The organism is Rhodococcus triatomae, from assembly GCF_014217785.1.
GTDB classification, from domain to species: Bacteria; Actinomycetota; Actinomycetes; order Mycobacteriales; family Mycobacteriaceae; genus Rhodococcus_F; species Rhodococcus_F triatomae.
Window position 1 is genome coordinate 3,639,067 of the sequence record NZ_CP048814.1, and the last position, 18,218, is coordinate 3,657,284.

The window sequence follows — 18,218 nt, forward strand, 5'->3', positions numbered from 1 at the left end:
ACGGCCGGGATCGGGGAAGATCGAGGGACGGATCAGGAGGGTGTCGCGGTGCGATAGGACCAGCCGGAATTCGGGAGTGCGGTGGACGCACTGATGTCGTCCTCCTTCTCGTCGTCCGACTTTCCCTGCGCGAGGAGGCCGTGGGGATCGGTCATGCGCTTGAACCGGGACTCGACCTCCGCCCAGGGCTTCATGCCACTCGCCCGCAACGTCGGTGTGTGCGTGTTCGCGATGGACAGCCCGGCCTCCTGCAGCCGAGTGGTCATCTCGGCGACCTGCTCCTGGCTCTCGAAGACGAAGACCGGGGAGCCCTGGGCGGACAGTCCACCCTCGAACCGTTTCATCTCGAGATGCATCGGCCCGACGGCGGCGAACTCCGTGTGGACCGCCATGATCGATTCGAGCAGTGTGTCGGCGGGGAACATCGCGAGCAATCCGATGAACGCGCGATCGAGCCGCTGGTAGTGCATCATCGAATGCCCCCAGGTGAATTCGTACAACGGGCAGTCGTAGACCCCGGCGCCCTCGTCGCAGCGGTACCCGATGCTCCCGCCGCACTCGCGAACGAGATCCTCCACGTCGGGCATCGACTGCTCGGCCGCCATCGCCAGCACCATCGCGTGCCCCGGCGGGACGAATCCGGCCAGATCGGGAAAGTAGGTGGGGAGTGGGTCGGCGTGCAGCGACACGAGTTTCTTCAGCACCCCCTCGCTACGGCAGATCTCCACCGAGAAGCGGGCGGCGGAGGCGAAGTCGGGGAACGAGATCACGAGCTCCTGCCACGTCCACGCCGGCGCGGTGGGCAGTTCGACCTCGGTGATGATGCCGTTCGCGCCGTACGCGTGGTGCACGGTGTTGACGTCGGCGCCGACCAGTTCCACCAGACGGGGCTCCTCCTCGACCGTCATCACCTCGATCGCCGTGATGTTGCCGCGATCGCGCAGGATTCCCCAGTGGCAGCTGCCGATCCCGGCGTGTCCGCCGGCGAGATAGCCACCGATCGTCGCCTGCCGGGTGGTGGACGGGTGCATGCGCAACTCCCAGCCGGTGGGACGGATCGCCGCATCGATGTCCGCGACGAGGGTGCCGCACAGCGCTCGCACCGTGCCGAGACGCTGCGCGACGATCCCGGTGACCCCGGTGACGTCGACGACGGCGCCGCCGCTCAGCGGGACACCCTGGCCGAACTGTGCGGTGCCGCCGCCCCGGACGGTGATCGGGATGCGGTGCCGGGCGCAGGCGGCGACGACGGTACGCAGTTCCGCCTTGCTTCCGGGGGCGATGTAGATGTCGGCGATCTTGCCGCGCAACACCTCTCGCAGGATGGGGCTCTGCGCGAAGCGGTCGCGGCTCTTGGCACGCAGAAGACGGGGTTCGGACGAATGGGTGATGTCCCCCAGATCCTCTGCGAGTCGTGCGAGTGATCCGGGGTCGACGGTGGTGACGGACACGGGTGCTCCTGACGGTGAGGCGGACAGTGGGTCGGGTGGAACAGGGTGGAGTCGAGCCGCTCAGGCGGTCCGGTACAGGCGGCGGGCGCGGTCCCGGCAGTCGTGCTCGGCGTCCGGATCACGGTCGGTGGGTCCGCCGCCGACGCGCGTGCCGCCGAGGTAGACGTCCGTGATGTCGGCCGCGGACACGGCGAGGACCGCGAAGGCCCACAGATCGAGCCGGTCGGGCGGCAGCGGCGCCGGTGGACGGATCACCAGGAAGTCGGCGAACTTGCCGACCTCGAGGCTGCCGACCCGATCTGCGATTCCGAGGATCTCGGCACTGCCGAGTGTGTGCATGCGCAGCACTCCGTGGGCGTCGAGAACAGTGGCGTCGCGGGCAAGCGCCCGCAGCAGGTACAGGCCGGTGCGCATGTTCTGGAAGGGGTCGGCGACGTCGGCGCTCGCCTGCCCGTCGACGCCCATACCGATCCGCAGGCCCGCGTCCCGGTATCCGGGGATATCCGGGATACCGGAGCCCAGGCGACCGTTGGACAGCGGATTCCACACCATCGCCGCTCCGGCCTCGGCGCAGGTGTCGCGGATGCGGGGTGTGGTGTGGATGAAGTGTGCGAACAGCGTGTCGGGGCCGATTCGCCCCGCGGCGAGCAGGTCGTCGAACGACGCCTGCTGCTCCGCGGCGACGGTGGGGTCCTCGAGGTAGTGCGCGTGCAGGCCGAATCCGAGCTCGCGGAGCAGCGTGGCTTCCTCGCGCATCGCCGCGACCGGGAGCAGGCCGGTGGTGTTGACGGAGATCCCGAGGACGCGGTGCCGGTCGTCGCGGGTCAGGTGCGCGAACTTGTCGATGTCGCCGAGTCTTTCGTCCGCGGAGGCCTCTCGCGTCGACGAGAACGAGTACACCGTGCGGGCGGGTACGTCGAGGGCGGCCTGCCATTGCTCGACGGGGCCGTGCCCGAAGTCGTGGGTGTGGTTGCACACGGTGGTGATTCCGTGCCGTAGCAGGTCGTCGTAGCCGTGCCGGGTGAACGCGTACATGTCCTCGTCCGCGAGGTGCGGGCCGAATCGCTTGTGCAGGCGATCGATCCATCCCATCGTGGAGCAGCCGTCGGCGATGCCGCGGAACACGCTCTGCCACAGGTGGCTGTGTGCCGAGACGAAGCCCGGGAGGACGAGGGCGCCGTCGAGATCGACACGCGTGTCGGCCGGCGCGGCCTCGTCTTCGGGGAAGGTGCCGGGTGCGGTGCGGGAGATCGTGCCGTCGGCCTCGACGACGAGGTGGCCGAGCCGGGGTGCGGCTCCGGGATCGTGGACCGGGTAGATCATCCCGTTGTCGAAGACGGTTCTGGCGCGGGTGGATGTCACTCTCATCGGCAACTCGGCTCCCGGAAGTGGTCGGACCGAACTCGGAGGTTCTCGGACAGTGCCTAAACGTTTTTTCAGCGGTGTGCACCCAGGGTGAGGTACCAGCGTTGCGCGGACGTAAATCCGGGTTGCAGCTACGTTGCCAAATCGTTTAGCCACCGGCCAGGGCGCGGGGGTAGGCTCCTGATCGGACATCGGACGATCCGGCGGCGTCGCCGGCGAGAGGACGGGTATGGCAGCGCGGAGACCCACCATCCGCGACGTGGCCGCTGCCGCCGAGGTGTCGGTGGCCACGGTCTCGCACGCCCTCAACGGCAAGGGACGGCTGGAGGACGCCACTCGGGCCCGCATCCGGGAAGTCGCGGACCGGCTCGGATACCGCGCCGATCCGCGGGCTCGTGCGCTGCGGACCGGGACGGGCAACACGATCGCACTGGTCGCGTCCCTGCTCGCGGACGAGGGTGCCGACCGGGAGGGGCGGCTGGACTGGTACACCCGCGCCGCGTTCGCGGCGGCCGACGAGTGCCTCCGTCAGGGGTACGCCCTGGTGCTGGTGCCGCCGTCGGATCAGCAGAGCTGGGCCGCGAACCTCGCGGTGGACGGCGTGCTGGCGATCGACCCCGACCCCAGTGACGGCATCGTCGCCACTCTGCTCCAGCGGAGTCTGCCCGCGGTCGTCGTGGGCGGGGCGGACGAGTCCCCGGAGATGGCGACGGTCGCCCTGGACCGGGCGAGCGCCGTCGAGGTGGTGATGGCGCACTTCCTCGCTCGCGGTTGCGCGCATCCCGCGCTCGTCGTCGACGGCAGCCGACGGCACATCGCCACCGGCACCCACCGCGCCTACCTCGCGTGGTGCGCGGCACACGGCTTCTCCCCGAAGGTCGCGGTTGCCCCCACCGGTGTGTCTCGGTCGGAGAGCGGGAAACGCGCCATGGCGGAACTGCTCACCGCCCACCCCGAGGTCGACGCGGTCTACGTACCGTTGGATTCACTCGCGGTCGGAGGGGCGGAGGCGATCGGGGAACTTGCCTCGGCGCCGGGCCGGGTCCGCCGGGACATTCGGGTGGTGACGTCCGAGGGCCTGCTGGCCAGGCACGCGAACCCGCCGCTGACCGCGGTCGACACCAAGCGTGAGCAGCAGGCGGTCGCAGCCACCCGGATGCTCGTCGAACAACTGCGGACCGGCCGTCTACCCGAATCCCGGACCTTCGCTGCCACGCTCGTCGTGCGTGACTGACTCCCGCCTTCCTGGGGTGTCTCCGTGCGGGTGCATGATGAAGGAATGGATGCGGTGGACGAGGTCGTCGGCGAGGACTATTCGGAGGCGCGGCTCACCGGGCAGCGATGGGAGAACAGGCACTTCACCGACTGCACCTTCCGGGACGCCGATCTCGGCGAGTTGCACACCCGCTCGGTGGTGTTCACCCGTTGCGACTTCACCGGGACGGATCTCGGCGACTCCGTGCATGCACTCACCGCATTCCGGTCCTGCAGGTTCACCAGAACCACACTGTGGCACAGCGAATTTCGTGGATGCAGCTTCCTCGGGTCGGAGTTCGACCAGTGTCGGATGAGGCCGATGCTCGTCGAGGAGGTGGACTTCACGCTCGCCTCGCTCGGGGGCGCCGACCTCCGCGGTGTCGACTTCACGGACTGCCGATTCCGGGAGGCCAACCTGGTGCGGACGGACATGCGCAAGACGACGCTGTGTTCGGCGGACCTGTTCGGTGCTCGCACCGGTGGGGTGAACCTCGACGACGCGGACCTGCGCGGGGCTCATGTCGGGGCAGACCTGTGGACCACGGCGTCCCTGAACCGCGCCCGAATCGACCTGACCCAGGCCGTCGCGTACGCCGCGGCGCACGGTCTGCTGGTCGAGAACTGATTCGCCGGTCACCGATGCCGCTGGGCCGCGGCAACGACGGGTACCGGGGCGGGACACGAAGAAGGGCCCCGAGACGGAGCGGCGGCACCGAACCACGGCATGAAACAATGGGGGCCGTGACTGCGACACTCCTGGACGGCAAGGCGACCCGTGACGAGATCTTCGAGGACCTGAAGACGCGTGTCAGTGCGCTGGCAGCGCGCGGCGTCGTCCCGGGACTGGGCACCGTGCTGGTCGGCGACGACCCCGCCTCCGCCGCCTACGTCCGCGGCAAGCACTCCGACTGCGCCAAGGTGGGGATCACCTCGATCGCGCGCCAGCTGCCGGGAGACATCGGCCAGGCCGAGCTCGACGCCACGATCGACGAACTCAACACGAACCCCGAATGCACCGGCTACATCGTGCAGCTTCCACTGCCGAAGCAGCTGGACGAGAACAGCGCTCTGGAACGGATCGACCCGTCCAAGGACGCGGACGGACTCCACCCGGTCAACCTCGGCCGACTGGTCCTCGGCACCCCGGCACCGCTGCCGTGTACCCCGCGCGGCATTCTGCACCTGCTACGCCGCTACGACGTCCCGATCGCGGGAGCGAACGTGGTGGTCGTGGGACGCGGGATCACCGTCGGCAGGTCGATCGGGCTGCTGTTCACTCGCAGGAGTGAGAACGCCACGGTCACCCTCTGCCATACCGGCACCCGGGACCTCGCCGCGGAGGTGCGGCGCGCGGACATCGTCGTCGCCGCCGCCGGCGTGCCGGGACTGATCACCCCGGAGATGGTCAAGCCGGGCGCAGCGGTCGTCGACGTCGGCGTCAGCCGCACCGAGGACGGACTGCGCGGCGATGTGGCACCCGGAGTCGACGAAGTGGCCGGCTGGCTGTCGCCGAACCCGGGAGGTGTCGGCCCGCTCACCCGCGCCTTCCTGCTCACCAACGTCGTCGAGCGCGCCGAGCGGATCGCCGCCGACCTCGCCTCGACACCCAGCTGACGTGACCGCCGGGGCGCTCGTGAAGAGGAACTTCGCGATCCTCGTCGTGCTCGCGGTCATCGTGGCAGCTCTCGTGCTGGTGGCAGCGGATCGCTGGCGGCGCGGAGCGCTCGTGTTCGGTGCCGCCGTACTGGTCGCTGCCGTACTGCGACTGGTGCTCTCGGAGGAGCAGGCGGGGCTGCTGGCGGTGCGGGGCAAGCCATTCGACGTGACCGCCCTCACCGCGGTCGGCGGCGCGATCGTGTGGTTGGCCATCTCGATCGATCCGCTGGGGACCGGCTAACGGTCCGGAGCGGGACGGCCATGCGATGGTTCGGCGACGTCGAAATGAGCCAGCCCGTGGGGTCTGCCGTTGATCTGCAGGCCGACACGGTGCGAGCCAGGGTGGTATCGCCGAGTCGTGAGGGGCGCGAAGCTGTGTCGGCGGAGTGCCGACCATTGCTCCCCCGGGGCCAGGACCCGTCGGCTCAGGGTGAACACCTTGACCGAATGGGTGCCGTCGGCGCGGCGGAAGTGAATGGCGTAGTCGACCGCGAAGGCTGCCGTCTGGGATCCGGCGTTGGCAACGGAATAGCGGAACTCGAGGTGTCCTCCGACCGTGACGCGGGAGTCGGTGAGTTCCGGGCCGACGACATGTGTCGGGGCGTCGGCGTCGTATCCGAGGAGACGGAGTGCCTCGGGGTCCCCCTTCTTGACAAGAGTGCGCAGGCCGCGGCGAAGAACCGAGGGGGTGAAGTCGTCGGGCTGGCGGGCCCACCCCGCGGCGATGTCGATCGTGAGGTCGCGATCGTGGTGGCTGACGTCGTTGAGATGATTCGCCACCGATCTGCGTACGTATTCGGAGTCGTCGAAGCGCAGAGCGTCGATGATCTTTCTGGTTCTCGCGGGGTTCGCGGTCAATTCGGGAACACGCACTGCCCACGGCAGGCGTGGTCGGGTCGACTCACTGGCGAGCCGACGGACATGTGGATCAGGGTTGCTCGTCCAGGATTCCGCGGTACGAAGTGTGAGGTCGAGGTCAGCCCGCAAGAACGGCCGAATCGCGGATTCGGCGGTAAGCCGCGGTGTCAGGGCGGCGAGCAGTTCGAGTGCGCGATCGGCTGACTCCGCTCCCCGGACAGCCACCGCTTCGTTCACCGGGAAAGTCATCCATCCGGTGAAGTCGTTCTGGTCCAGTGCCGCGCGCAGCACAGTGGCGAAAGTGGGGAACTCGGAAGGTAGGTCCGTGAGGATCGCGTCGCGTGTCATCGTGACACGCTCCGAGAACCGCAGACCGCCGAGGCGGGAGGCGCATCCGAGTAGCGTGCGGGTCGGCCCGCCGCCTGCTCGGCGCAGACATGTGCTCAGAGCGAAGACTGATCGTGCATTCAACAACTCGTCTGCGGTGGGCACGCCCCCAGCCTCCTTCGGCGTCCGGATTCCTCGGTGGTCGGCGACTATGCGGTGTGCAGGACCGCGCCGTGCCGCATCTCGTGTACGTGGCCGATCTGGCGGAAGAAGCCCTGTGTTCGTTCGTGCCGGGGCATTTCCTCGGCTGCGCGCGCGGCAGCCTCGGGTGAGGACCAGATGAGGAAGTCCATCAGGGACCCGTCGTCGGTGCGGGCCAGGTGCGCGCCGAGGAAATCACTGCCGTACCGCTCTCGGAGAACCTCGATGAGAGATTCCCGCCCTGCGAGGAGGAGATCCGGGTCGGAGGCGTCGAAACGGACGTACTCGATCGTTGGGGGCATCGCGTGCACTCCTTCTATTATCACGGGTTTGTCCATCAAAACCGTGAGCGAGACAGTATCATGGTTTCGTTCGGCTGAAACCGTTAGTGTGAGTGTGGTGATTCGCGACTTGGAGGAGATGCCGTGGATCGGTGAGAACTGTGCACTCGATCTCGCGAACACGATCGTTCGCAACGCCGGAACTCGTCCCGACGTGGACTTCTTCACCGATGCCCGACTTCTGCACCGATGGCGTTCGGTTGTCGACCGTCGCATCGCCGACGTACCGACGGATCAGCTTGTCGAGTGGAGGTCTCTCGTCCGGGAGTCGCTTGTCGTAGTTGGCGAGTCGGGTAACGTACCGGCGCGGGTGAGGATTCGCCTCAACGCTCTCGCGGAGGGTGCTCCCGTGGTTCTGAAAATGGACGAGGGTGGCGTGGTCCGTCACGTCGATCGCGCGGACTGCCCGCCCGATGCGGTAGTGGCACGCGAGACGCTGCGGCTCATCGGCTCGACGAACGAGTTCGCGGTGCGACTGTGTGACGCGCCCAGTTGTGGGATGTTCTTTGTTCCGCGTCGCCGGAACCAGGAGTGGTGCACGACCCGATGCGGTGCCCGGGTCCGATCCAGTCGCCGATACGAGGCGAGTTCGCGCCTCGAATAGGCCGGTGGTCGCAAGGGCCGGTTCAGCCGAGGGCCGGGAGCCTGATCGAAGGGCGCTGATCGCGGGAGCGGGGCGTTCGCCGGACGCGGCAACAGCGGGCTCGCCCCGGCGCTAACGTCCCGCGCGCGCGAGTGTCATGGTCTCGCCCAGCAACTCGGCCATCGCCTCGGCCTCGGTGAGGAAGCCGTCGTGGCCGTCCCGGGACTCGAGCACGCGAAGGTCGCCGCTCGTCGGGATCAGTTCGGCGAGCTCCTCCTGCAACCTCAGGGGATACAGCCGATCCGAATCGACGCCCGCGACGATGACGGGCGCGGTGATCCGCGCCAGCGCGGCGGCGATCCCACCGCGACCACGGCCGACGTCGTGTCGGTTCATCGCCTCGCTCAACAGGACGTACGTCCCCGGGTCGAAACGGCTCACGAGCTTGTCGGCCTGGTATTCGAGGTAACTCTGCACGGAGTAGCGACCGCCGTCCCAGGGATCCTCGCCGTCCTGGGCGGAATTCGCGAACCTGCTGTCCAGTTCGTGCTCGGTGCGATACGTCAGGTGCGCGATCCGGCGTGCGATGCCGAGCCCGACGCGGGGCGCGCGGTCGGTGCCGTAGTAGTCGCCACCCTGCCAGTCCGGGTCCCCGGTGATCGCCGCGATCTGGGTGGTCTGGGTGCCGATCTGGTCCGCGGTGGCCCGGGCGCCGACGGCCACCACGAGCGCGGCCGAGACCCGGTCGGGGTGGGTGACGGCCCACTCGAGCGCGCGCATGCCGCCCATCGAGCCGCCGACCACCGCCGCGAGCCGGTCGATCCCGAGGAGATCGACGAGGATGCGCTCGGCCGTGACCTGGTCGCGGATCGACGTGTACGGGAATCGGCTGCCGTAGGGACGGCCGTCCGGTGCGAGCGAGCCGGGGCCGGTGGATCCGCGGCAGCCGCCGAGGACGTTGACGGCCACGACGCACCACTCGTCGGTGTCGACCGGCGCGCCGGGGCCGATCATGCCCTCCCACCATCCGGGGGAGGGGTGGACGTCGTCGGCGGGTCCGACGACGTGGGAGTCGCCGGTCAGCGCGTGCTCGACCAGCACCACGTTGTCGCGGGTGGGGGAGAGCTCGCCCCAGCGCTGGACCGCGAGCGACACGGACTCGACGGTGGATCCGCTCTCGAGTTCGACCGGGCCGATGTCGACGGTGCTCAGCCGGCCGTCGGGAAGCAGCAGCTCGTGCACCGATGTCGCCGTCAAGATCCGACCGCCGTCAGTCCGGAACGCAGATCGGCGAGGATGTCGTCGATGCCCTCGATCCCGACCGCCAGGCGCACCAGGCCGGGGGTGACGCCTGCTGCGAGTTGCTCCTGCGCGGACAGTTGCGAATGTGTCGTGGATGCCGGGTGGATGACGAGCGAACGCACGTCCCCGATGTTGGCGACGTGGCTGTGCAGCGTCAAGGCGTCGACGAATCGCTTGCCTGCCTCCAGCCCGCCGGCGAGTTCGAACGCGACGATCGCGCCGGTGCCCTTCGGGGCGAGCTCGAGTGCGCGTGCGTGCCACGGTGACGACTCGAGCCCGGCGTAGCTCACCGAGGTGACCTGGGCCTGCCCTTCGAGGAACTCCGCGACGGCCTGAGCGTTGGCGATGTGACGCTCCATGCGGAGGCTGAGGGTCTCGATGCCCTGGCTGATGAGGAACGCGTTGAACGGTGAGACCGCGGAGCCGAGATCGCGCAGCAACTGGACGCGGGCCTTGAGCGCGAACGCGGGAGGCCCGAGCTCGGCGAAGACCACTCCGTGATAGCTCGGGTCCGGGTGGGTGAAGCCGGGGAATCGGTCCCGGCCTTCCTCGTCCCGGACCGTCCAGTCGAAGGTGCCGCCGTCGACGATCACCCCGGCGATCGCGGTGCCGTGTCCGCCGAGGTACTTGGTCGCCGAATGGACCACGATGTCCGCACCGAGCTCGAGCGGACGGATCAGGTACGGCGTGGGAACGGTGTTGTCCACGACGAGCGGCAGCCCGTGCGCGTGCGCGACCTCCGCGATCCCGGGGACGTCGAGTACGTCGTTCATCGGGTTCGAGACGGTTTCGCCGTAGAACGCCTTGGTGTTCGGTCGGACGGCCGCGCGCCACTGGTCGAGATCGTCGGGATCGTCGACGAACGAGACCTCGATGCCGAGCTTCGGCAGCGTGTAGTGGAAGAGGTTGTAGGTGCCCCCGTAGAGCCGCGGACTCGAGACGACGTGGTCGCCGGATCCGGCGATGTTGAGGATCGCGAAGGTCTCCGCTGCCTGTCCGGACGCGAGCAACAGTGCCGCGACTCCGCCTTCGAGGGCGGCGATGCGTTGTTCGACCGCGTCCTGGGTGGGGTTCATGATGCGGGTGTAGATGTTGCCCGGCTCCGCCAGCCCGAACAGCGCCGCCGCGTGATCGGTGTTGTCGAACGTGTACGAGGTGGTCTGGTAGATCGGCAGCGCCCGGGCCTTGGTGGTGGCGTCGGAGGTCTGTCCGGCGTGGATCTGCTTGGTCTCGAACGACCAGTTCTCGGTCATGGTGAATGCTCCGGGGTGGGTGCGCGTCGTGCGGCTGCCTGCAGTGGTCTGGACTGGCGACTACCTACGACAGTGGCAATTCGTCCACGGCGAGCAATGCGGTGTCGACAGACGATGCGGTATCGACAGGCGATGCGGTGCCGACAGGCAATTCGGGGCCGACGGGCAACTCATGGCTGACACCTCCACGTGGATCCGCGCTTGTCTCCCGACCCTGTGATCGGGGAACCAGGTCATCACCCGGGGCACCCCACCGCGGTGGAGGGTTGCCGGCCAGCCAGCCGGGGCTCGATGCTGACGCTCATGACCTCCGTCGATCTTAACCGCTGTCGACCGAGCGCCCGAACCGGCACCGAACACGCCTTCCATCTGCGGAAAGTTACCCATTGGTAGTAACCTGTTCCATGCCCCGCCGGTTGAAGTTTCCGGACATAGCAGTACGCTTGTCTTGTTTGGGACCGGTCTCGCCGAGGTCGACCCCGACCGGCTAGCTTTGATAATCGAATCGTTCGCGGACTCACCCACAAAGTGCGTTCGTGGTCGTGCAACCAGGGAAACTTCCTACAGCGACCCAGGAAACTCAGGAGGACGCGAAGCACCCATGTCCAAAATCAAGGTTGAGGGCACCGTCGTAGAACTCGACGGCGACGAGATGACACGCATTATCTGGCAGTTCATCAAAGACAAGCTCATCCATCCGTATCTGGATGTGAATCTCGACTACTACGACCTCGGCATCGAGTACCGCGACGCCACCGACGACCAGGTGACGGTCGACGCCGCGAACGCCATCAAGCAGCACGGTGTGGGTGTCAAGTGCGCGACCATCACCCCCGACGAGGCCCGGGTGGAGGAGTTCGGCCTCAAGAAGATGTGGCGGTCCCCGAACGGCACCATCCGCAACATCCTCGGCGGCACGATCTTCCGTGCGCCGATCATCATCTCCAACGTCCCGCGCCTGGTTCCCGGCTGGACCAAGCCGATCATCATCGGCCGTCACGCATTCGGCGACCAGTACCGCGCCACCGACTTCAAGGTCCCCGGACCGGGCACGGTGACCATCACGTACACCCCCGCGGACGGCAGCGAGCCGATCGAGCACGAATTGGTGAACTTCCCCGAGGCGGGTGGCGTCGTCCAGGGGCAGTACAACTTCACCAAGTCCATCGAGGACTTCGCTCGCGCGTCGCTCAACTACGGCCTGCAGCAGAACTACCCGGTCTACCTGTCGACGAAGAACACGATCCTCAAGGCGTACGACGGTGCGTTCAAGGACATCTTCCAGCACATCTACGAGACCGAGTTCAAGGCCGAGTTCGATGCTGCGGGGCTCACCTACGAGCACCGCCTCATCGACGACATGGTCGCCTCTGCGCTCAAGTGGGAGGGTGGCTACGTCTGGGCCTGCAAGAACTACGACGGCGACGTCCAGTCGGACACCGTCGCCCAGGGCTTCGGTTCGCTGGGTCTGATGACATCGGTGCTGCTGACTCCGGACGGCAAGACCTGCGAGGCGGAGGCCGCACACGGCACCGTCACTCGCCACTTCCGTCAGCACCAGCAGGGCAAGCCGACGTCGACCAACCCGATCGCGTCGATCTTCGCCTGGACCCGTGGCCTCGACCACCGCGGCAAGCTCGACAACACCCCCGAGGTGCGCGGGTTCGCCCAGGATCTCGAGGACGTCGTCATCCGGACCGTCGAGGGCGGGCAGATGACGAAGGATCTCGCGATGCTCGTCGGCGGCGACCAGGGCTACCTCACCACCGAGGAGTTCCTGGGAGCACTCGACGTCAATCTGCAGAAGGCGCTCTCGAACCGATAGCGCACCACGGACGGGCGGTTCCCGGCGCGGCGATGCCGCTGCCCGCGGAGCCGCCCGTTCGCCGTGTCCGACGACGTCTACCGACGTTCGAGACGCACGTCCAGTTTCTCCTGGTAGAACGCCACGAGCCCGGTGATCGCCCGCGACTCGTCGAACGGGGTGGGATAGCTCCAGGCGACGTCGCGCAGCACCCCGCGGCCGACGTGGGCGTCGAAGTAGGTGGCCTCGCCCTTGTACGGGCACCAGGTCCGGGTGGCGCTCGGGACGAGCTCGATCAGGACGTGCTCGACGGGGAGATAGAACCGGGCGAACGGGAAGCCCGTCTCGAACAGCATCCGGTGGTCCGCCGACTCGGCGATCCTCTCGCCGTCGCATCCGATCGTCAGCAGCCGGGAACAACTGCGGACGTCGATCCGATGGAACGGATCGCGCGGGTGCCCGTCGATCGGGTCGTCCTCCTCGTACCACCGGCCGTCGTCGACGTGCAGCAGCACGTACTCCTGCAGCCCGGGGTCCGCGAGGCGCACGGCCTGGCCGACGCGCAGCCCGCCGACGACGACATCGAACTCGATACCCCGGGCGGTGTGCGTCCGGGGAGTGAGGTCCGCCGCAATATCCCCCGTCGGGAATGCATAGGACGGCACGTGCTGTTGCGGTTCCCAGACGAGGACCGCGCTCGTCGAATCGACGATCGTCGCGTCACCGGACCGCACCCGGACGCGCTTCGGGGTGGGTTCGCAGCGCGCGCTCTTGCGGAGACCGGCGAGTTCGGTGCGCATCTCGACTGCCATGGTTCGAGTCTGCTCCGGGCGCGTCGGCTGCGCACGTCGATCAGCAGACCGGCCCCACGGGAACCACCAGCAACGAGAGAAACGGTGACAGTGACGACCACGACCCAGCCCGCCGGGCGCGTAGGCACCCCGTCGCTGCATCCGTCGCACCGGATGCTCGCGCTGATCGCCCTCGCGATGGGCGGATTCGGTATCGGTACCACCGAGTTCGTGGCCATGGGATTGCTGCCGGAGATCGCGGCCGGACTGTCGGTCACCGAGCCCGTCGCCGGCCACACCATCTCCGCGTACGCGCTCGGCGTCGTCGTCGGTGCGCCGCTGATCGCGGTACTCGGCGCGCGGCTGCCGCGCAAGCCGCTGCTTCTCGGCATGGTGGCCGTCTTCGTGCTCGGGAACGCGGCATCGGTGATCGCCCCGACCTACGAGACGCTGATCGCGGCCCGGTTCCTCGCCGGGTTCCCGCACGGCGCGTACTTCGGTCTCGCGGCGCTGGCGGCCGCGCACATCGCCGAGCCGGGCAAGCGGGCGAAGTCCGTCGCTCTGGTGATGATGGGTCTTTCCGTGGCCAACGTGATCGGGGTTCCGGTGGCGGCGTGGCTCGGCCAGCACTTCGGATGGCGCGCGGCCTTCGCGCTCGTCGCGATCATCGGGCTGGTCACCATGGCCGCGATCTGGCGGTGGGTCCCCGCCCTCCGCGGGATGACCCTGACCCGGCCGCGTACCGAACTCGGGGCGCTGCGCCGCCCCCAGGTCCTGCTCACCCTCGCGGTCGGCATGGTCGGGTTCGGCGGAATGTTCGCCGTATACACCTATATTTCGACAGCCTTGACCGACGTGTCCGGGCTGTCGGCATCGATGATTCCCGTCGCGCTGATGATCTACGGCGTCGGCATGGTCGCGGGCAACTTCGCAGGCGGTGCACTCGCCGACCGGGCACTCGTACCGGGGTTGTTCGTCTCGATGGGTGCCCTCACCTGCCTCCTGGTGGCCTTCGTCTTCGCGCTCGGCAACCCGGTGACCGCGCTGCTCGGGTTGTTCCTCATCGGCGCAGCCGGAGCGTCGATGGTGCCGGGGCTGCAGACGCGGCTGATGGATGTCGCCGCGGACGCGCAGAGCCTCGCAGCGTCCCTCAACCACGCCGCGCTGAACCTGGCCAACGCGTTCGGGGCCTGGATCGGTGGCGTCGTCATCGCTGCCGGTTTCGGCTATCGCGCCCCGGCCGCCGTCGGCGCGGTGCTCGCCGCGGGAGGTCTCGTCGTCCTCGTCGTAGCGGTGCTCGTCGAGCGCCGCTCGGCCCGTGTCGGCAGCATCCGCTAGGGTCCCGGCCGTGTCGCACATCATCTCCACGGTCAACGTCAACGGCGTCCGCGCCGCCGCCCGCAAGGGCCTCGTCGAGTGGCTCGGAGCCACCGAGGCCGACGTCGTGTGCCTGCAGGAGACGCGGGCCAGTGACGAGCAACTGCGCGACACCCTCGCGCCGTCCCTCGACGGCGGCTGGCACGTCGTGTCCGCCGAGCCGGCGGCCAAGGGCCGCAACGGTGTCGCCGTGCTGTCCAGGGAGCCGGCCGACGCGGTCCGGATCGGCCACGGCGACGACGAGTTCGCGGAAGCCGGCCGCTACCTCGAGGCGGATTTCGGTGACCTGACCGTGGCGAGCCTCTACCTGCCCTCGGGGGAAGCGCAGACACCCCGGCAGGACGAGAAGGAACGATTCATGGAATCGTTCGCCGCCCATCTGGGTGACACGGCGGCAGAGGCGGCCGCGGCCGACCGCGACATCGTCGTCTGCGGCGACTGGAACATCGCGCACACCGAACTCGACCTGAAGAACTGGAAGACGAATCGGAAGAACTCCGGCTTCCTCCCGCACGAGCGGGACTGGCTGAGCGCGTTGCTGGCAGCGGACGCGGCGTGGGTCGACGTCGTCCGCAGTCTCCGTCCCCACGTCGACGGGCCGTACTCGTGGTGGTCCTACCGGGGCAAGGCGTTCGACAACGACGCGGGCTGGCGCATCGACTACCAGATCGCCACGCGAGCGCTCGCCGACCGCGCCAAGGATGCGCGTGTCGAACGTGCGGCCACCTACGATCAGCGCTGGTCCGACCACGCCCCGGTCACCGTCCACTATCGTTGACGCGCAGGCAGGGGCCTGTGCGCTGCCGCCGCGCAGCACGAAGAGACCGCATGAAAAGATCGAAACCATGTCGACACCTGCACCGACCGCTCCCTCCGCGAAGCCCCGGGTCCTGTCCGGAATCCAGCCGACCGCCGACTCGTTCCACCTCGGCAACCTGATCGGCGCGCTGCAGCAGTGGATCCCCCTGCAGGACGATCACGACGCGTTCTACTTCATCCCGGACCTGCACGCGATCACGGTCCCGCAGGACCCGAAGGAGCTGCGCCGCCGCACGAAGGTGGCCGTCGCGCAGCTGCTCGCCCTCGGCATCGACCCGGACCGGGCGACCTTGTTCGTGCAGAGCCAGGTTCCCGAGCACGCCCAGCTCGCGTGGGTACTCGAGTGCATCACGGGATTCGGTGAGGCCAGCCGGATGACACAGTTCAAGGACAAGTCCGCCAAGCAGGGGGCCGACCACGCGAGCGTGGGGCTGTTCACCTATCCGATGCTCATGGCGGCGGACATCCTCCTCTACCGGCCGCAGCTGGTCCCGGTCGGCGAGGATCAGCGGCAGCACCTCGAACTCGCCCGCGACCTCGCCGGCCGGTTCAATTCCCGCTTCGGCAAGGCCTTCGTGATCCCCGAGCCGAAGATCGTGAAGGGCACCGCGAAGATCTACGACCTGCAGGACCCGACCTCCAAGATGAGCAAGTCCGCGGCCAGCCCTGCGGGGCTGATCAACCTGCTCGACGATCCGAAGGTCTCGGCGAAGAAGATCAAGTCGGCGGTGACCGACAACGAGCGCGAGATCCGCTACGACCCGGAGAACAAGCCCGGCGTCAGCAACCTGCTCACGATCCAGGCAGCGCTGTCCGGCTCGCCGATCGATTCTCTGGTCGCCGGTTACGCCGGCAAGGGGTACGGCGACCTCAAGGCCGACACCGCCGAGGTCCTGGCCGGTTTCGTGACACCTCTGCGCGCCAGGGTCGACGAGTACCTCGCCGACGAGGCCGAACTCGATCGTGTCATCGCTGCCGGAGCACACCGTGCTCGCGAGGTATCGTCCCAGACACTGGCAACCGTGTACGAGAAGGTCGGATTCCTGACCCCGAAGGGATGAGTGGATGGCCCGGGACGAGACGACAGTGGACGAACCGGGCTTTCTCGAGCGGCAGCGGGCCGCCCGCCCGTGGTTCGACCACCTCATGCGGGCCGCAGACCGGTACCAGAGTCAGAAGGGTGACTACTACGCGGCCGGAATCACCTACTTCAGCGTCCTCGCGCTGGTCCCGCTTCTCATGGTCGCCTTTGCCGTCGCGGGTTTCGTGCTGGCGGGCAACCCCGGCTGGCTCGACGACATCAAGGCCGCGGTCACCGAGAACGTCCCCGGCAGTCTCGGCGACACGCTCAACGGCCTGATCGATTCCGCGATCTCGTCCCGGTCGGCGGTGGGTGTGTTCGGCCTGCTCGGCGCCGCCTACGCCGGTCTCGGCTGGATGGCCAATGTGCGCGATGCACTCACCGCGATGTGGGAAAGCGTGCGCGAGCCGCCGAGTGGACTGGCGGGGACGGTCAAGACCAAGCTGAGGGACGCCGCCGCGCTGCTCGGGTTGGCGGCGGCGCTGGTGATCACGTTCGGGGCGTCCGCGCTCAGTAGCGGGCCGATCGCCCGGTCCGTCGTCGATCTGCTGGGTCTCGGCGACGTCACCGGGGTGGGCACCGCGTTGCGGCTCCTCTCCCTCGTTCTCTCGATCGTGGCGACGTGGGCCGTGCTGGCGTGGGTCATTGCCCGCTTGCCCAGGGAACCGGTCGCGTTCCGCAGCGCGATCGCGGCGGCCGCGATCGGTGCCCTCGTGTTCGAGGTGTTCAAGCAACTCGGTGCCGTCTATCTGACCGCGGTCACCGGGGGGCCGGCCGGCGTCGCATTCGGCCCCATCATCGGTCTGCTGGTGTTCGTGTTCATGAGTTCGCGGGTCCTGCTGTTCTGCACCGCGTGGGCGGCGACCACGAGATCGAGTCTCGAACTCGCCTATGTGCCACCGCCGGACCCCGCGGTCATCGCGCCACGCGTGCAGGTCGGCGAGGGGCTGCGGCTGCGGGAGGGTGCCGCTCTGGTCGGCGTCGGTGCCCTGAGTGCCCTCGGCCTGTCGGCACTTCTCGAACGGAACCGCCGCTGATCGCCGACGGTGTCCGGTCCGTTCGCCTCGAGTGAGTGATCGAGGCCCGATCCCGGTCAGTGCGCTTCGAGCACGGCGACGGTCAGCGTCACCAGTTCGTCGCTCAGCGCATCGAGTGATGTTGTCGCGCCGTCGATCTCGTTGTCGCGTTCCCATGCGGCGAGGGCCGAGATCACGAATCGTGCGGCGAGGGCGACTCGGCGTGGCCGGTCCGGCGGGTCGAGGTGGACGAGGGCGTCGGCGATCCGGGCGAACAGTGCGCGAAGGTCGTGTGTGAGCGACTCCCGCAATTCCCGTTCCTCGGGTTGTGCACTCAGCCCGGGGTCGGTGACGAAGTCGAGGCGGGCGCCGACGATCCACTGCTCGTTGAATCGGGCCCAACAGCTCGGTGTGTGACTGCCGATCTCGGTGACGATGGGGCAGATGTAGGCCGCGACGAGCTCCCGCAGCGAGGCGTGCTCGGGCAGCGCCGCCAGTCGTCGCGCGCGATCGGCCGCGATCGGTGCGGCGTGCAATTCCCAGACGGCGGCGAGGAGGCCCTCCCAGGACCCGAAATGGTAGGCGACGGCCGAGTTGTTGCGGTGGCCCGATGCCTTGACGACCTCCCGGGCGGAGGCGCCGCGCAGGCCTCGTTCGGCGACAAGTCGCTCTGCGGTGCGCACGAGACTCTGTCGCGACCTGGAATTCCTTGCTTCCGGCACGATTTTAAGATACC

General features: G+C 68.2%; 18 protein-coding genes and 1 riboswitch. Of the genes, 10 read left to right on the plus strand and 8 right to left on the minus strand.

Features of this window, described 5'->3' with window-relative positions; genetic code table 11:
* Window positions 1-32: 32 nt before the first annotated feature.
* Together G4H71_RS17340 and G4H71_RS17345 are read right to left on the minus strand one after the other, a co-directional pair.
* Window positions 33-1,451 (minus strand): FAD-binding oxidoreductase, encoded by a 1,419-nt coding sequence (locus G4H71_RS17340; RefSeq protein ID WP_072736596.1) that lies wholly within the window; start codon window positions 1,449-1,451, stop codon window positions 33-35.
* Between the two features lie 60 nt (window positions 1,452-1,511).
* A complete protein-coding gene (locus G4H71_RS17345) occupies window positions 1,512-2,819 on the minus strand; it encodes an amidohydrolase family protein (protein WP_169847114.1) in 1,308 nt (435 codons plus the stop codon).
* 226 nt (window positions 2,820-3,045) lie between these two features.
* Between G4H71_RS17345 and G4H71_RS17350 the strand changes: the two genes are divergently transcribed.
* The 4 genes from G4H71_RS17350 to G4H71_RS17365 all read left to right on the plus strand — a co-directional run bounded on the left by G4H71_RS17350 (window position 3,046) and on the right by G4H71_RS17365 (window position 5,970).
* The gene (locus G4H71_RS17350; RefSeq protein ID WP_072736594.1) at window positions 3,046-4,050 is read left to right on the plus strand and encodes a LacI family DNA-binding transcriptional regulator; all 1,005 of its coding nucleotides are present in this window, start codon (window positions 3,046-3,048) and stop codon (window positions 4,048-4,050) included.
* 45 nt (window positions 4,051-4,095) lie between these two features.
* Entirely contained in the window at window positions 4,096-4,698 is a 603-nt protein-coding gene (locus G4H71_RS17355) for a pentapeptide repeat-containing protein (protein WP_072736593.1), read from the plus strand.
* A gap of 116 nt (window positions 4,699-4,814) precedes the next feature.
* Complete coding sequence (locus tag G4H71_RS17360) at window positions 4,815-5,687, plus strand: bifunctional methylenetetrahydrofolate dehydrogenase/methenyltetrahydrofolate cyclohydrolase (RefSeq protein ID WP_174561817.1); 873 nt, start codon at window positions 4,815-4,817, stop codon at window positions 5,685-5,687.
* A 1-nt stretch (window position 5,688) separates the two neighbouring features.
* A complete protein-coding gene (locus G4H71_RS17365) occupies window positions 5,689-5,970 on the plus strand; it encodes a DUF3017 domain-containing protein (protein ID WP_072736591.1) in 282 nt (93 codons plus the stop codon).
* Here the strand turns inward: G4H71_RS17365 and G4H71_RS17370 are convergent.
* Window positions 5,967-6,935, minus strand: coding sequence for a YhaZ family DNA alkylation repair protein (locus tag G4H71_RS17370; protein WP_217631306.1), 969 nt, complete (start codon window positions 6,933-6,935; stop codon window positions 5,967-5,969). The two genes, G4H71_RS17365 and G4H71_RS17370, sit on opposite strands and share 4 nt — an antisense overlap.
* A 188-nt stretch (window positions 6,936-7,123) precedes the next feature.
* On the minus strand, window positions 7,124-7,417 hold the full coding sequence (locus tag G4H71_RS17375) for a hypothetical protein (protein ID WP_072736688.1): 294 nt from the start codon (window positions 7,415-7,417) through the stop codon (window positions 7,124-7,126).
* A gap of 28 nt (window positions 7,418-7,445) precedes the next feature.
* Between G4H71_RS17375 and G4H71_RS17380 the strand changes: the two genes are divergently transcribed.
* A complete protein-coding gene (locus tag G4H71_RS17380; RefSeq protein WP_185280439.1) occupies window positions 7,446-8,060 on the plus strand; it encodes a CGNR zinc finger domain-containing protein in 615 nt (204 codons plus the stop codon).
* 111 nt (window positions 8,061-8,171) lie between these two features.
* Here G4H71_RS17380 and metX read toward each other — a convergent pair whose 3' ends face one another.
* Both metX and G4H71_RS17390 read right to left on the minus strand, forming a co-directional pair.
* Window positions 8,172-9,296 (minus strand): homoserine O-acetyltransferase MetX, encoded by a 1,125-nt coding sequence (gene metX / locus G4H71_RS17385; protein ID WP_072736588.1) that lies wholly within the window; start codon window positions 9,294-9,296, stop codon window positions 8,172-8,174.
* A complete protein-coding gene (locus G4H71_RS17390; RefSeq protein ID WP_072736587.1) occupies window positions 9,293-10,594 on the minus strand; it encodes a bifunctional o-acetylhomoserine/o-acetylserine sulfhydrylase in 1,302 nt (433 codons plus the stop codon). The genes metX and G4H71_RS17390 overlap by 4 nt, the downstream gene beginning before the upstream one ends.
* A 192-nt stretch (window positions 10,595-10,786) precedes the next feature.
* Window positions 10,787-10,903: riboswitch (SAM riboswitch) on the minus strand.
* Between the two features lie 292 nt (window positions 10,904-11,195).
* On the opposite strand from G4H71_RS17390, the gene G4H71_RS17395 reads away from it, so the two are divergent.
* Complete coding sequence (locus G4H71_RS17395) at window positions 11,196-12,419, plus strand: NADP-dependent isocitrate dehydrogenase (RefSeq protein WP_072736586.1); 1,224 nt, start codon at window positions 11,196-11,198, stop codon at window positions 12,417-12,419.
* Between the two features lie 77 nt (window positions 12,420-12,496).
* Here the strand turns inward: G4H71_RS17395 and G4H71_RS17400 are convergent, their stop codons facing one another.
* On the minus strand, window positions 12,497-13,210 hold the full coding sequence (locus G4H71_RS17400; protein WP_072736585.1) for a DUF427 domain-containing protein: 714 nt from the start codon (window positions 13,208-13,210) through the stop codon (window positions 12,497-12,499).
* Window positions 13,211-13,363: 153 nt separating this feature from the next.
* Here G4H71_RS17400 and G4H71_RS17405 point away from each other — a divergent pair, with 153 nt between their 5' ends.
* From G4H71_RS17405 to G4H71_RS17420, 4 genes are all read left to right on the plus strand, one after another.
* The gene (locus G4H71_RS17405; RefSeq protein ID WP_083342962.1) at window positions 13,364-14,527 is read left to right on the plus strand and encodes an MFS transporter; all 1,164 of its coding nucleotides are present in this window, start codon (window positions 13,364-13,366) and stop codon (window positions 14,525-14,527) included.
* A 10-nt stretch (window positions 14,528-14,537) separates the two neighbouring features.
* On the plus strand, window positions 14,538-15,344 hold the full coding sequence (locus G4H71_RS17410) for an exodeoxyribonuclease III (RefSeq protein ID WP_072736583.1): 807 nt from the start codon (window positions 14,538-14,540) through the stop codon (window positions 15,342-15,344).
* Window positions 15,345-15,411: 67 nt separating this feature from the next.
* Window positions 15,412-16,446 (plus strand): tryptophan--tRNA ligase, encoded by a 1,035-nt coding sequence (trpS, locus tag G4H71_RS17415; RefSeq protein WP_072736582.1) that lies wholly within the window; start codon window positions 15,412-15,414, stop codon window positions 16,444-16,446.
* A gap of 4 nt (window positions 16,447-16,450) precedes the next feature.
* The gene (locus G4H71_RS17420) at window positions 16,451-17,503 is read left to right on the plus strand and encodes a YhjD/YihY/BrkB family envelope integrity protein (RefSeq protein ID WP_072736581.1); all 1,053 of its coding nucleotides are present in this window, start codon (window positions 16,451-16,453) and stop codon (window positions 17,501-17,503) included.
* Window positions 17,504-17,559: 56 nt separating this feature from the next.
* On the opposite strand, the gene G4H71_RS17425 is transcribed toward G4H71_RS17420, so the two are convergent.
* Window positions 17,560-18,165 (minus strand): TetR/AcrR family transcriptional regulator, encoded by a 606-nt coding sequence (locus tag G4H71_RS17425; RefSeq protein WP_246442022.1) that lies wholly within the window; start codon window positions 18,163-18,165, stop codon window positions 17,560-17,562.
* Between the last annotated feature and the right edge of the window lie 53 nt (window positions 18,166-18,218).